The organism is Arthrobacter sp. ov407 (assembly GCF_900102895.1).
Taxonomy (GTDB): domain Bacteria; phylum Actinomycetota; class Actinomycetes; order Actinomycetales; family Micrococcaceae; genus Arthrobacter.
This window is the reverse complement of the sequence record NZ_FNGD01000006.1, coordinates 104,831-118,408: the sequence shown is the minus strand read 5'-3', so window position 1 is coordinate 118,408 and position 13,578 is coordinate 104,831. Positions and strand designations below refer to the sequence as shown.

Genomic DNA, 13,578 nt, shown 5'->3' with positions numbered 1-13,578 from the left:
TTGGAGACCTTCACTGGAGACCCACGTATGGATATCCACGTATGGAAATCCACGGTGCACTCGAGACCCACGGCAAGGAGAACCCTCATGCGCAAATTGACGGCCGGCCTTTTCTGCTCTGTGGACGGCGTGGTTGAAGACCCGTTCCTGTGGCAATTCGATAGCTTCGACGAAGAGCTGGGCGCCGGGATGGGCGAGATGATGGGCCGGATCGATACCGCGCTCCTGGGCCGCATCGGGTACCAGCAGTGGGCAGAGTACTGGCCCAACGCCGAAAGCGACGCCGACTTCGCGGGGTTCATCAATCCGCTGCCGAAGTTTGTCGCGTCCCGGACCCTGGCCGGGGAGCTGGAGTGGCAGAATTCGCGCCTGATCGAGGGCCCGCTGGAGGACTTCGTTGCGGGCCTGAAGGACAGCGACGGCGGCGAAATAGGGATCTTCAGCAGCATTTCGCTGGTCCGCCAGCTGCTGTTCGCCGGGCTGCTCGACACTTTGATGCTGATCGTCCATCCCGTGGTCGCGGGCAGCGGTCGGCGGCTGTTCAATGACGGGGATCCCCTCACCCGGCTGGAGCTGCAGTCGTCCCAGCAGACCAGCAAAGGCAACATGATTCTCAGCTACGGACTCCGTGGCGACTGACTCCCGTCATCAATCAGGTCAACGGCGGCCGGGACCGTAAACTTGGCGGGTGCAACCCTCACTTTGGCTGGCCCTGGCCGGCGCCGGCGTCCTGATCAGCTTCACTCCCGGCGCGGGCGCCATCAACACCATGAGCAACTCCCTGAACTCGGGATTCCGCCGTTCCCTTTGGGGCATCCTGGGCCAGCAGGCCGCCCTCGTGGTGCACATCCTGATCGTGGCCCTCGGCGTCGGGGTGCTCGTGGCGAGCTCACCGGTCGCCTTCAACGTGATCCGCTACGCCGGCGCCGCCTACCTGGTCTACCTGGGCATCCGGCAGTTCCTGCACAAGCCGGACCTGGACCAGGAGAAGGCCGCCGCCCTGCGCAACGAAGCGGGACTCTCCATGTTCCGGCGCGGCCTCTGGGTCAATCTGCTCAACCCCAAAGCCGTGGTCTTCTTCCTGGCCTTCATGCCCCAGTTCATCCGGCCGGAGCAGCCGCTGCTGCCGCAGTACGTGGTCCTGGCCGCCACCGTGATCGTGATCGACGTCCTGGTCATGTGGTTCTTCTTCGCGGCCGCGGCCCGGTCCTTCCAGCGCTTCACCCGCGACGCCGGCGGACAGAAGGTGCTGAACCGGACATTCGGCGGCCTCTTTGTCGGCGTCGGCATCCTTCTGGCCGCGATCCACTAAGCGCGGCGGGCGGGCGCCGGCCACACCAGGCGGGCACCAGCCGGCCTGGTTCCGGGCCGGCTGCGGGGCAAGAGGAATAGCCTTGGGGCAGGAGGAGCCATGACCGTTCGGAGCGCCGGCATTCTGCTGTACCGGATAAGGAGTGCATTCCCGCCCAGCGGTGCGCCCCACCCCGCCGGCGCACCGCAGCTTGAGGTCTGGATAGCCCACATGGGCGGACCCTTCTGGGCCCGCAAGGACGCTCAAGGCTGGTCCATCCCCAAGGGTGAATACCCGGCCGGCGAGGAACCGCTGGCGGCTGCGCACCGCGAATTCGCGGAGGAAATCGGCACGCCAGCACCTGCCGCCGACTACCACCGGCTCGGCGACTTCCGCCAGCCCTCCGGCAAGATCATTACGGTCTTCACGGCCGAATCGGACTTTCAGCCCGAACGAATCGTGAGCAACACCTTCACACTGGAGTGGCCAAGAGGATCCGGCACGATCAGCAGTTTCCCCGAGATCGACCGCGCCGAGTGGACCGCCGAGCCCGAAGCCCGGTCCAGGCTGGTCAAGGGCCAGCTGCCGGTCCTCGACGCGCTGCTCCGGCACCTGGGGCTGGGCCCGGCAACACGCGACGCGCCTGCCGACGGGAACCGGCGTGACAGAAACTGAATGTCGGTTGACATTTTTTGTAATACTTCGCGGGGGCCAGCTAGCCAAGAGGCCCGTGATCGTTCATGCTTAGCTATGACCTCAATGTCGAGCCAGTACCGGATCATCGCGGTCTGCACCGGAAATATCTGCCGGTCTCCGATGGCCGAACTCATGCTGGCGGAGGCATTCCGCGCCGAGGGCCTCACCGGGGCCGTGGTCGATTCCGCCGGCACCACCGCGTATGAGTCCGGCCGGCCGATCGATCCCCGGGCCGCGCGGAAGCTCACAGCCCACAACATCGCATCGAACCGCCACGTGGCGCGCGAATGGCGGCCGGAATGGTTCGCCAGCCGGGATCTGATCCTGGCCCTCGACGTCGACCACTACGGCTGGCTCCGGCAGGCGGCACCGGACCGGGAATCCCTGGCCAAGATCCGCATGCTCCGCAGCTTCGACCCCGCGGTGGCGGACAAGGACCCGCTGGAGCAGGGCATCGAGGACCCGTGGTACGGCGGCCACACCGATTTCGACACCACCTGGAACCTCATCCGGGCCTCAGTTCCGGGGATTGTGCAGCACGTGCGCACGGAGCTTCTGCGGCAGGACGGACAACGTCACGGCAGCGAAGGTCAGCGGGTACGCTCTATTTCATGAGCCCCGCACCCGTCATCATCGCAATCGACGGACGGTCCGGCTCCGGCAAGACCACCCTGGCCATCGAACTGGCGGCGCGGCTCAGGGAGCACCACAAAGTCTCTCTCTTCCACCTCGAGGACATCTATCCCGGCTGGAACGGGCTTGCGGCCGGAATTGAACGCTACGTCACCACAGTGCTTTCGCCCTTGCGGCGCGGGGAGAACGCGGAGTGGGTCAGCTGGGACTGGGAGCGGCACTACGACGGCGACGCCCGCACCACACGCCCTGCCGAAATCGTCCTGGTGGAGGGCGTCGGCGCCGCCGCAGCGGCAGCATTCCCCCTGTTGGACGCCGTGATCTGGGCCGACTCCTCCGACGCCGATCGTCGGGCCAGGGCGCTGGCCCGGGACGGTGGCACCTACGAACCGTTTTGGGACCAGTGGGCCGCCCAGGAAGCGGAGTGGCTGGCGGCCGACGACGTCCCGGCCCGCGCGGATGTGCATGTGCTCAACCGTGCGGACGGCACCGCCCCCGACGACGTCCTGCAGGCCCTTCAGTACGTCCCAGCCGTCGCCCCCGCCCTGGTGCCCGAACTCGCCGCCCGGCGCGGCCTGCAGTTGCTGGCAGAACGGATCGACGCCCAACCCGAGGCCGAGCAGCTGTTTGCGGCGCTCTTCGGCGGTTCAACCAACGCGGTGTGGCTCGACTCCTCGCTGGACCCGGCAGGCCTCTCCCCGGAGGCCGCGGAGCGCTGCCGCTTCAGCATCCTGGCCGATGACGGCGGCCGCTTCGGCCAGGCCGTCCAGCACAGTTCCGGACGGACCCTTGTCAGTACGGGCCGGGCCACGGTGACCACCGACGGCCCGTTCTTCCGCTGGCTCGACGGCGTTTGGGGGCGCCGGGCGCTCCGTGCGCCCGAGGCCTACCCGTGCGAATTCACCCTGGGCTGGCTCGGGTACCTCGGCTATGAGCTCAAACGCGAAACCGGCGGCAACGACGTGGCCGCAGCCACCCCGGACGCCTGCCTGATCTTCGCCGGCCGCGCTGTAGTCCTTGACCATGCCGAGGGCACAGTCTGGCTGCTGACGCTGGACGCGCCCGACGCCGGGGCCTGGCTCGAGGCGGCCCGCGCCGCCGTCGCCACGGCCACCTCGGCGCCCGGGTCCGCGCCGCGGGCCTTCACTGCCCGGCAACCGGCCGCCCCGCATTTCACCGCAAAGGACACGGAAGCCGGCTACAAGGCAAAGGTCACGGAGGCCCAGCGTGAGATTGCGGAAGGCAACACGTACGAGGTCTGCCTGACCACGGCGCTGACCGCCGCCTCGCCTGCGGGCCCTCGGGGCATGGATCCGTGGCCGACGTACGTGGACCTGCGGCGCCGCAACCCGGCTCCCTTCGCCAGCTATCTGCGCTTCGGCGAGCTCGCCGTGGCGAGCACGTCGCCGGAACGCTTCCTGCAGATTGCCGCGGACGGCAGGATGCGGGCCGAACCGATCAAGGGCACGCGCCGACGGGATACGGAACCGGGCGCGGACGCCGCCCTGCGGGAGGAACTGGCGTCTTCGGCCAAGGACCGCGCGGAAAACATCATGATCGTGGACCTGCTGCGCAATGACCTCAGCCATTTCGCCGTCCCGGGCTCGCTGGCTGTCAGCCGGCTGTGTGCGATCGAGAGCTACGCCACCGTGCACCAAATGGTGAGCACCATCGACGCCCGGCTGCGGCCCGGACTTCCGCGGGCCGAGGCGGTCGCCGCCTGCTTCCCCGCCGGCTCGATGACCGGGGCCCCGAAGGTCAGCACCATGGCCATCCTGGACCGGCTGGAGGCCGCGCCGCGTGGCGTGTACTCCGGGGCGATCGGCTACTTCTCCCTGAACGGGGCTGCCGACCTTTCCGTGGCGATCCGGACCCTCGTGATCAGCCTGGACGACGGCACCGCGAACCTCAGTCTCGGCGTCGGCGGTGCCGTCACCGCCGATTCGTCTCCGCAGGAGGAGTACGAGGAAGTCCGGGCCAAAGCGTTCGGCGTCCTCTCGGCGCTCGGCGCTGAGTTTCCCAAAGGCTGACGTTCCCGACGATTGTCCCGCCGGCGGCCGGGCTACTCCGGGGCTACTGCAGGACTGCCGTCAGCCTCGCGACATTGTCCACGTACTTGACCTTCATGGGCCGTTTCATCCAGTCCTCCAGCAGGAGTTCGTGCGAAATGTCGCGGTAGGTGTCCTCCACGGCACGGATCCGCTGCACGATGTCCTCGCCGAGGAGCATCACGGACACCTCGAGGTTCAGGGAGAAGGAGCGCATGTCCATGTTGCTGGAGCCCAGCACGGCAACCTCGTTGTCGATCGTGAAGTGCTTGGCGTGCAGCACGAACGGCGCCTTGTAAAGGTAGATCCGCACGCCGGCCTCGAGCAGCGCCTTGTAGTACGACTGCTGTGCGTGGTGGACGAGGAACTGGTCGCCCTTTTCCGAGACGAAGAGCTCCACTTCGACGCCGCGCTGCGCCGCCGTGGTCACCGCATAGAGCAGCGAGTCGTCCGGGACGAAGTAGGGGCTGCAGAGGGAGATCCTGTGCTGCGCCGAGTAAATGAGGGTGTTGAACAGCCGCAGGTTGTTCTCGGTGACAAAACCCGGGCCGCTGGGTACCACCTGGGCGGTGACATTGCCGGGGTGGGGCTCGGGCCGATGTTCAAGCTGCCGTTCAAGGGATTCGTCGGTTTCGCTGAGCCAGTCGGTCGCGAAGGCAACGTTCAGAGTGGTGACAATCGGCCCGCGCATGCAGGCCATGAGCTCCACCCATTCGCGGCCCACTTTGCGGTGCCTGGGGTTGTTGTAGGACGGCTCGATCAGGTTCTGGGATCCCGTGAAGGCGATCTCGCCGTCGATCACCATGATCTTGCGGTGGTTGCGCAGATCCGGCCGCCGCCACTGCCCGTGCAACGGGTTCAGCGGCAGCATGGGGCGCCAGCGGATCTTGCTGGCGTTGAGCCGGGCCTTGAGGTTCTTGTAACCCTTGATGCGTAGGCTGCCGAGGTGGTCGAACAGGACGCGGACCTCGACGCCGCGCTCGGCCGCCTCCTCCATGGCGGTCAACAGATCGTCCGTGACGTGGTCCGTACTCATGATGTAGAACTCGGCATTGACGAAGGATTTGGCGCCGCGGACGGCCTCGGCCATCGCCTTAATAGAGTCGGGGTAGCCGGGCAGCAACTCCACGCTGTTGCCGTCCACCATCGGCAGCGACCCCAGCGTTTTGTTCAGTTCAGCGGCGGACGCCACCCATTCGGGTCCGTCGTAACGGCTTTCCATCTCTTCCAGCTCCGACGTCCCGGCCCGGATCCGGGTGTTGACGGCGTCCTGCTGGGCACGGCGTCGGCGGGAGAGCCGGAAGTTGCCGAACAGCACGAACAAGAGCAGGCCCAGGGTGGGCACAATGAAGATGCACAGCAGCCAGGCCATCGCGGTGGTGGGCCGCCTATTCCCGGGGATGATGCCCAGTGCCAGCACGCGGATGGCGAAGTCGAGCAGGGTCAGGATCAGAATCGCCCAGGACGGTAACGTCTCCGCCAGCGGAAATGGCCAAAGCACAGGCGAACCCCTCAAAGTACAAGCCCGCGGAACAGTTCCGGAACGGGCAGTGTGCAAATCCTATCCCGGGACCCCCGAGACTAAGCTGTAACCATGACCCCTCCTGCCTCTGTTCCTGCGCCCGCAACCGTGCTGGTCTTCCTCGACCCGGCGTTCGACGGTGGCCGCGTTGCCGACGCGTCGCAGCCGCAACTGATGGCCACCGACCTTGGCGCCACCCGCGGTGACGACGTTTTCGAATCGCTGCTCGCCGTCGGCGGCCGGCCCCGCAAGATCCAGGCGCACCTGACCCGGCTGGCCGGGTCGGCCCGGCTGCTGGAGCTGGACATTCCGGCCGAGGACGCCTGGCGGCGGGCGGTGGAAACCGCCATCGGCGAGTACAGGCACCAGGATCCCGCCGTGACGGCAGCCGGCGGCACGGCAGAGGACGAGGTTGTGGTGAAGCTGCTCGTCACCCGCGGGCCGGAGGGCGCCTCGGCCCCCACCTGCTGGGTCCAGGCCTCGGGCCCGGCGGCGGCGGGTCGGCGGCAGCGCGAGACCGGAATCGACGTCATCCTGCTGGACCGCGGCTACGACAGCGAAGTCGGCGAGCGCGCCCCTTGGCTGCTGCTCGGCGCCAAGACCCTCTCCTATGCCGTGAACATGGCAGCGCTGCGGTACGCCCACCGGCACGGCGCGGACGACGTCATCTTCACGTCCGCGGACGGCCGGGTCCTGGAGGGCCCGACGTCGACCGTTCTGCTGGCCCACCTGGAAACTTCGGACGACGGCGCCGGCGGCGTACGCACCATCCGACGGCTCATTACGCCCCAGCTGGACAGCGGCATCCTGCCGGGCACTTCACAGGGCGCCCTGTTCACCGCCGCCAAGGCCGCCGGCTGGGAGTTGGGCTACGGCCCGCTGGAGCCGAAGGACCTGCTGGACGCCGACGCCGTCTGGCTGATCTCCAGCATCCGGCTCCTGGCCCCGGTGAACCACATCGACGGGCAGGAAATCGGTACCCCGGAACTGCGACGCCAGCTCACAGCCGAACTCAACGCCCTGTTCGCCACCATCGAATAGTTATGCCGGGCGAATAGTTATGCCGGGCGAATGGTTGTGCGGGCCGGCACCTCACCCCAGGGCGTCCGCGGGAACCGCCGGGCACCGCCGGAAGGAAGCCGGGTTGAACGCCGGGAGCATGAAGGTGGCCAGCACGGCGTCGAGGATTTCCGGGGCCCACGTGCTGTTCTCGCCCAGGGTCGCACAGACGCCCAGCACCACGGGGGTTCCGTCCGCGCGGCGGCGGATCTGGACCTGGACCGGCCCGGTCAGCCCGAGCGTGCGGACGGCGGCCAGGCCCAGCTTCCGCACGTCCCCGGCCTGGCTCGCTGGCACCCGGCGGCTGACTTCGTCGCTGCCGGCGCGTCCATACGGAGTCCTGGTCTTCTCGAGGACCACCGCCACTGGCGCCATCGCGTTGCGTGCCGGGGTGCCAAACACCAAGCACACATAGTCGGCGCCCGGGATAAACTCCTGGACAAGTTGCCCCGCCGGCATGTTCTTCCAGCTAACGGAGTCGGTTCCGGCCAGCACGTGGACACCATGGGAGCCTTTGAAGACCCGCGGCTTGACTACCACGGGGCCGCTGAGGCCGGCGAGGGATGCCGGCGCGGCGGCGAGATCGCCCGGAACCGCGAACCGGGGCACCGGAATTCCGGCTGCATGCAACGCCCAGGTGGTGAACAGGTGATCGTTGGCGACGGCCACTGCGGCAGGGTCACCCACGATGATCCGCACGTCCTGGGCGAATCCGGCACGGGCCGCGGCCAGGACCGGAAGTTCCACAGTCAGGGTCGGAATGATGACGTTGATGGCTTCACGATCCACCAGCCGGCGAAGGTCCAGGATCATGTCCGGGTCCGTCACCGGCAGGAGCGTGACCGCGGCCGCGGCGGGAGCGTCCTGCGCCTGACGGGTGTCGGCGCGGGCGTCGGAGCCGAGATACGGGAGGCCGCGGGCTCCGAGTTGGGCCGCGACAGTCCGGCCGGCGGCGCTTGCAATCCCGGTAACCAGTATGCGCGGACCCACAATTGCTCCATTCCGCCGTCACCGGCCGGGCCGCGGCTGCGGCTCCGACGGTTCCGGCCATCGATTCACAGATAACTTGTTGATGGACAGGCGACTCGATCTACGGACTGCTCGATTCACAAACTGCTCTAATCAGGGACTGCTTGAATCAGCTGCAACTCCGGCCGAGACGTAGGACCTCTCCCCCAGTAGACGGCGAAACGCCCGCGCACACACGAGTGGGCAGTACCTGAAAGTGGAGCCCGCTACTACTTGTCTGAGATGCCCACTTAAGATCCACCAGCCCGCACCGGCCGCTGCGCGTGGCCCCGTTACGGAACATGACGACGGCGGCGGTGCGGGCCGGCGTCGTAGGTGTTACGTTTTTGGGGAGTAATGAGAACCGGTGCCAAGCCCTGACTGGCCGGTCGGCAACCCTCCCTTTTCGCGGCGGGGTGCCTCAGGTGAATACTCGGCAATCGAAAATTCGAGCTGCAAGCGTGAAAGAGGAGATCCGTCGTGCCCCACACGTCAACACCCGCGATACCCGAAAAACTCAGCACCACAGCACCCCTCAGTGCGGCGACCAGTACACCACCCGTCGGCGAGGAAAAGCTGGCCTACCGCCTGTTCACAGGCGCGGATGACCGCGCCTTTTGTGAGCGCGTGTCCGCCGCCCTGGCCGAAGGCTATGTCCTGCACGGAAGCCCCGCCGCCAGCTTCAACGGCAGCACCGTGATCGTGGCGCAGGCGCTGGTCCTGCCGGCCGCGATTGCGAGCGCGGACGCCGCCGTGGCCAATGCCGTTGATGAGCTCGACGCCGACGAGTTTGGCGCTGACGGGGCATTCGAGGGCCACGCATGAGCTACGCCGGAGACCTCAGCCCCAATGAGGCGTGGGCCAAGCTGGAGGCGGGAGCCATTCTGGTGGATGTCCGCACCGAGGGCGAATGGGCCCACATCGGCATCCCGGACACGACGTCCGCGGGCGAACGGCGAAACGATCCGCTCTTCATCCAATGGAACCTCGCCGGCGGCGCGCCGAACCCGCACTTCGTGGAACAGCTAACGCGGCAGGCCCCGGAGGACACAGCCGTCGAACTGGTGTTCCTTTGCCGCTCCGGTGCCCGGTCGATCGCCGCCGCGACCGCCGCGACGCAGGCCGGCTACACCTCGTACAACGTTCTTGAGGGCTTCGAAGGCGAGACCGACCGCTTTGGCGGACGCACCGTCAACGGCTGGAAGAACCGCGGCCTGCCCACCAACCTCGGAAAGATCTAAGTGACTTTCAATCCCGACGCCGCCGGCTGGAGCCCGGACACCCAGGCCGTCCGTGGCGGACTGGACCGCACGGGCTTCCAGGAAACCACCGAGCCGATCTTCCTCAACTCAGGATTCGTCTACGAGTCCGCGGCCGCCGCAGAGCGCGCCTTCACCGGGGAGGACGAGCGCTTCGTCTACTCCCGCTACGGCAACCCCTCCGTCGCGACCTTCCAGGAGCGGCTCCGGCTGCTCGAGGGAACCGAGGCGTGTTTTGCGACGGCGTCCGGCATGTCCGCCGTCTTCACCGCCCTTGGCGCGCTGTTGGCTGCCGGCGACCGCGTGGTCGCGGCCCGCTCGCTGTTCGGCTCGTGCTTTGTGATCCTCAACGAGATCCTGCCGCGCTGGGGTGTCGAGACGGTCTTCGTGGACGGCCCGGATCTGGAGCAGTGGCGGTCTGCGCTCTCGGAACCCACGACGGCGGTCTTCTTCGAGTCGCCGTCGAACCCCATGCAGGAAATCGTGGACATCGCCGCCGTGAGCGAACTGGCGCATGCGGCCGGCGCCACGGTGGTGGTCGACAACGTCTTTGCCACCCCGCTGCTGCAGCGCTGCGGAGACCTCGGCGCCGACGTGATCGTCTACTCCGGCACCAAGCACATCGACGGCCAGGGCCGGGTCCTGGGCGGGGCCATCCTGGGCACCAAGGAATTCATTGACGGGCCCGTCAAGCAACTCATGCGCCACACCGGCCCGGCGCTCTCGGCGTTCAACGCGTGGGTGCTCACCAAGGGCCTGGAGACCATGGCCCTGCGCGTCAACCATTCCTCGGCCTCCGCCCTGCGGCTGGCCGAATGGCTCGAGGCGCAGCCCGCGGTCAGCACGGTTTTGTACCCGCTGCTGCCGTCCCACCCGCAGTACCCACTCGCGGCAAAGCAGATGAAGGCCGGCGGGACTGTACTCACGCTGGAGCTTTCGCCCTCGCCGGGACGCACTGCGAAGCAGGCCGCCTTCGCGCTCCTGGACGCGCTGCGAATCATCGACATCTCCAACAACCTTGGCGATGCCAAGACGCTCATCACGCACCCGGCCACCACCACGCACCGCGCGATGGGCCCGGAAGGCCGCGCGGCGATCGGGCTCAGCGACGGCGTGGTCCGGCTTTCGGTGGGCCTGGAGGACGTCGAGGACCTGATCCGCGACCTCGGCCAAGCGCTCAAGCAGGTCTAGCGCCCAAGCTGGGGCTGCCGGCTCCCAGTCAGGCCCCGCGCACCCTGCCCAGGGGCGAACCGTCGTCGGCCCGTCCCTCGGTGACGGACCCATGAGTCGTCAGTTCGACGGCCCGTTCGACGACGGCGGGCAGCCCGCCCGCCCGGAACGGCCCGCGCTGCAGTTGCGAACCAGTGCCCTCGGCCAGGATCCGTTCGACGCCCTCGCGCACCAGCTCCAGCTCGCCCTGCTCCTCAAGCACCGGGGCCACGAAACCCACCAGCGCCCTGACCACGTCCGCGGCCGGGGCAGGGGTAAAGGTTCCAAAGTCCAGGAGCTCCCCGCGCAGCCCGCAGTTGCTGGCCTGCCAGGCGGCCATCCGCAGCAGCAGCGTGGGCACCGGGGCGGGGTCGACGCCGTCGTTCCACTCCCGCGCCGCCGACTCCACGAGGGCGCGCACCAGCACGGCAATCAGGGCAGAATCCTCGGCCCGCAGGCAGACATCGGCGACCCGGATCTCCACGGTGGGATGCAGCCGGCTCAGCCGCGCGTCGAAATAGACCATCCCCTCATCCATCAGGACGCTGCTTTCCACCAGTCGGGTCACCACCCGGCGGTAGATTGGCAGGCTCCCGAAGATCATCGTGGGACCTGACCCCGGCCAGCGGTTCCACGCCTGGGTGCGGTAGCTTTCGAATCCGGTCTCGGCCCCGTTCCAGTACGGGGAATTCGCGCTGAGGGCTATCAGCACGGCAAGCTTGTCGCGGATCCGGTCCATCACGGCCACGCCCTCCTCCGGGGACTCCACAAAGGTGTGGACGTGGAGGCCGCAGGTCAGTTGGTTCCGGACGGTGAGCCCGAAGCGTTGCTGCATGGTCATATAGCGCGGATTCGGCGTCAGGTGTGTGGCGGAGCCTTGGGGCGACGTGGCCAGGGCTGCGACGCGGCCGCCGTGGGCCCGGGCGGCCTGGTCCGCGCGGCCCCGGCCATGCCTGAGCTGCCGGAGCAGTTCCGTGTACTCAAGGCACGGATGCGTCTGGGTCTCGATCTGTTCGAGCTTGAGCTCGTAGCTGAAGTCGGCGCCCTCGTGGACCGGTTTCCCTGCCGCGGGAACCCTGGTGGCGTCCTGCTGCTTCGGCGGAACCAGGCTGGGCAGCATCAGGTCGGCTAGGGCAAGCAGCATCCCCGATTCGGGGTCCACTATCAGCAGTTCTTCCTCCACGCCGAACGTGCGCATGAATCTATTGTGCGTCAGGATCCGCAGAAACGCCCCTACACCAACGCGGGGTCACTCCGCGCCCACGTCACCCCTTCGGGTGGGCGCGGTCTGCCCCGCGTTGCTTGGGATTAGTCTTGGAAATACTCGATCTTCGCGCCGATGGTGTTGAGCCTTTCGGCCAGATCCTCATAGCCGCGCTCAATGACATAGATGTTCCGCAGCTCCGAGACGCCACGGGCCGCCAGCATGGCCAGCAGCAGGCAGGCGGCGGGACGGAGGGCCGGCGGGCAGCCCACCTCGGCGGCACGCCACTTGGTGGGCCCGTTGACGTAAATACGGTGGGGATCGAGCAGCTGCACCTGGGCGCCCAGTTTGTTGAGCTCGGTCAGGTAGATGGCCCGGTTCTCGTAGACCCAGTCATGGATCATGGTCTGGCCGTGAGCGTTGGCGGCGATCACCGCGAAGAAGGGCAGGTTGTCGATGTTCAGGCCGGGGAAGGGCATGGGGTGGATCTTGTCCTCCGGCGCCCGCAGCTCCGAAGGCTTGGTGGTGACGTCCACCAGGCGGGTGCGGCCGTTGCGGGCAAAGTATTCCCCGGAGACCTCAAGCCGCTGGCCCATCTGCTCGAGCGTCGCGAGTTCGATTTCCATGAACTCGATCGGGACGCGGCGGATGGTGACTTCCGAGTTCGTCACGATGCCGGCGGTGATGAGGCTCATCGCCTCGATCGGGTCCTCGGACGGGAAGTATTCGACGTCGGCGTCGATCGACGGGCGGCCGGTGATCTTCAGCGTGGTGGTGCCAACCCCAGCGATTTCCACGCCGAGCATCTGCAGGTAGAAGCAGAGATCCTGCACCATGTAGTTGGGGCTGGCGTTGCGGATGATGGTGGTGCCACGGCGGTGGGCTGCGGCCATGATGGCGTTCTCGGTGACGGTGTCGCCGCGTTCGCTCAGAACGAAGGAGCGGTCATGACCGTCCGACGGCGGCGCCTGCACCGCGTAGAACCCGGATTTCGCCTCCACACTCAGGCCGAACTGGTGCAGTGCCTGCATGTGCGGCTGCACCGTGCGGGTGCCGAGGTCGCAGCCGCCGGCGTAGGGCAGCCGGTAGGTTTCCGCCTCGTCCAGCAGCGGTCCCAGTAGCATGATCACGCTGCGGGTGCGGCGGGCCGCCTCCACATCCATGGACGCCAGGTCCAGAACCGCGGGGCGGCGGATCTGGAGGTCGTTCGCGTTGAGCCAGGTGCACTCGACGCCGATGCTGGTCAGCACCTCCACGATTCGGTTGACTTCCTCGATCCTGGCCAGCCGGCGCAGGATGGTGGTGCCGCGGTTGATGAGGCTGGCGCACAACAGCGCGACGCCGGCATTCTTGCTGCTGTTGACGTCCACCGCGCCGGCGAGCGTGCGTCCGCCTTCGACACGGAGGTGGGTCATCTGGGGCCGGCCTACCTTGACGATGCTGTGCCCGACGATCGTCTCGAGGCGCTGGATCATCTTCAGGCTCAGGTTCTGCTTGCCCTGTTCCATCCGGGCGATGGCGCTCTGGCTGGTGCCAAGCTCGGCGGCGAGTTGCCCCTGGGTCCAACCCTTCCCCCCGCGGGCTTCGCGGAGCAGGAGGCCTACGTGTTCAGCAGTCGGTTGAGTCATGTCCCGAAAATATCACGGATG

13 protein-coding genes and 1 riboswitch are annotated in these 13,578 nt (G+C 67.4%); of the genes, 9 read left to right on the top strand and 4 right to left on the bottom strand.

The window, feature by feature from the left end; all coding sequences use genetic code 11:
• The first annotated feature begins 87 nt into the window (after nucleotides 1–87).
• The 5 genes from BLS42_RS09435 (at nucleotide 88) to pabB (ending at nucleotide 4,650) form a co-directional block, all read left to right on the top strand.
• Complete coding sequence (locus BLS42_RS09435; RefSeq protein WP_090579985.1) at nucleotides 88–639, top strand: dihydrofolate reductase family protein; 552 nt, start codon at nucleotides 88–90, stop codon at nucleotides 637–639.
• Nucleotides 640–688: 49 nt separating this feature from the next.
• Nucleotides 689–1,312 carry a LysE family transporter gene (locus BLS42_RS09430; protein ID WP_090579983.1) on the top strand — a complete coding sequence of 208 codons (624 nt, stop codon included), beginning with the start codon at nucleotides 689–691 and terminating at the stop codon, nucleotides 1,310–1,312.
• Nucleotides 1,313–1,411: 99 nt separating this feature from the next.
• Nucleotides 1,412–1,966 carry an NUDIX hydrolase gene (locus tag BLS42_RS09425; RefSeq protein WP_090579980.1) on the top strand — a complete coding sequence of 185 codons (555 nt, stop codon included), beginning with the start codon at nucleotides 1,412–1,414 and terminating at the stop codon, nucleotides 1,964–1,966.
• Between the two features lie 75 nt (nucleotides 1,967–2,041).
• Complete coding sequence (locus tag BLS42_RS09420) at nucleotides 2,042–2,602, top strand: low molecular weight protein-tyrosine-phosphatase (protein WP_090579978.1); 561 nt, start codon at nucleotides 2,042–2,044, stop codon at nucleotides 2,600–2,602.
• Nucleotides 2,599–4,650: an aminodeoxychorismate synthase component I gene (gene pabB / locus BLS42_RS09415; protein ID WP_090579975.1), complete on the top strand. Its 2,052-nt coding sequence runs from the start codon at nucleotides 2,599–2,601 to the stop codon at nucleotides 4,648–4,650. Before BLS42_RS09420 ends, pabB begins: the two co-directional genes overlap by 4 nt.
• A gap of 43 nt (nucleotides 4,651–4,693) precedes the next feature.
• On the opposite strand, the gene cls is transcribed toward pabB, so the two are convergent.
• The gene (cls, locus tag BLS42_RS09410) at nucleotides 4,694–6,169 is read right to left on the bottom strand and encodes a cardiolipin synthase (RefSeq protein ID WP_090579967.1); all 1,476 of its coding nucleotides are present in this window, start codon (nucleotides 6,167–6,169) and stop codon (nucleotides 4,694–4,696) included.
• Between the two features lie 93 nt (nucleotides 6,170–6,262).
• On the opposite strand from cls, the gene BLS42_RS09405 reads away from it, so the two are divergent.
• Nucleotides 6,263–7,231 carry an aminodeoxychorismate lyase gene (locus BLS42_RS09405; RefSeq protein WP_090579964.1) on the top strand — a complete coding sequence of 323 codons (969 nt, stop codon included), beginning with the start codon at nucleotides 6,263–6,265 and terminating at the stop codon, nucleotides 7,229–7,231.
• 51 nt (nucleotides 7,232–7,282) lie between these two features.
• Here the strand turns inward: BLS42_RS09405 and BLS42_RS09400 are convergent, their stop codons facing one another.
• Complete coding sequence (locus tag BLS42_RS09400) at nucleotides 7,283–8,239, bottom strand: ATP-grasp domain-containing protein (protein WP_090579961.1); 957 nt, start codon at nucleotides 8,237–8,239, stop codon at nucleotides 7,283–7,285.
• Between the two features lie 371 nt (nucleotides 8,240–8,610).
• Nucleotides 8,611–8,725, top strand: a riboswitch (SAM riboswitch).
• Between the two features lie 108 nt (nucleotides 8,726–8,833).
• Between BLS42_RS09400 and BLS42_RS09395 the strand changes: the two genes are divergently transcribed.
• The 3 genes from BLS42_RS09395 to BLS42_RS09385 are packed head-to-tail and all read left to right on the top strand — an operon-like array spanning nucleotide 8,834 to nucleotide 10,707.
• Nucleotides 8,834–9,082: a DUF1737 domain-containing protein gene (locus tag BLS42_RS09395; RefSeq protein WP_090580394.1), complete on the top strand. Its 249-nt coding sequence runs from the start codon at nucleotides 8,834–8,836 to the stop codon at nucleotides 9,080–9,082.
• A complete protein-coding gene (locus BLS42_RS09390) occupies nucleotides 9,079–9,498 on the top strand; it encodes a rhodanese-like domain-containing protein (RefSeq protein ID WP_090579958.1) in 420 nt (139 codons plus the stop codon). Before BLS42_RS09395 ends, BLS42_RS09390 begins: the two co-directional genes overlap by 4 nt.
• A complete protein-coding gene (locus tag BLS42_RS09385; RefSeq protein WP_090579955.1) occupies nucleotides 9,499–10,707 on the top strand; it encodes an O-succinylhomoserine sulfhydrylase in 1,209 nt (402 codons plus the stop codon). It abuts the gene before it with no gap.
• Nucleotides 10,708–10,735: 28 nt separating this feature from the next.
• Here BLS42_RS09385 and BLS42_RS09380 read toward each other — a convergent pair whose 3' ends face one another.
• Both BLS42_RS09380 and BLS42_RS09375 read right to left on the bottom strand, forming a co-directional pair.
• Entirely contained in the window at nucleotides 10,736–11,923 is a 1,188-nt protein-coding gene (locus tag BLS42_RS09380; RefSeq protein WP_090579952.1) for a glutamate--cysteine ligase 2, read from the bottom strand.
• Between the two features lie 110 nt (nucleotides 11,924–12,033).
• The gene (locus tag BLS42_RS09375; protein WP_090579949.1) at nucleotides 12,034–13,557 is read right to left on the bottom strand and encodes a UDP-N-acetylglucosamine 1-carboxyvinyltransferase; all 1,524 of its coding nucleotides are present in this window, start codon (nucleotides 13,555–13,557) and stop codon (nucleotides 12,034–12,036) included.
• Between the last annotated feature and the right edge of the window lie 21 nt (nucleotides 13,558–13,578).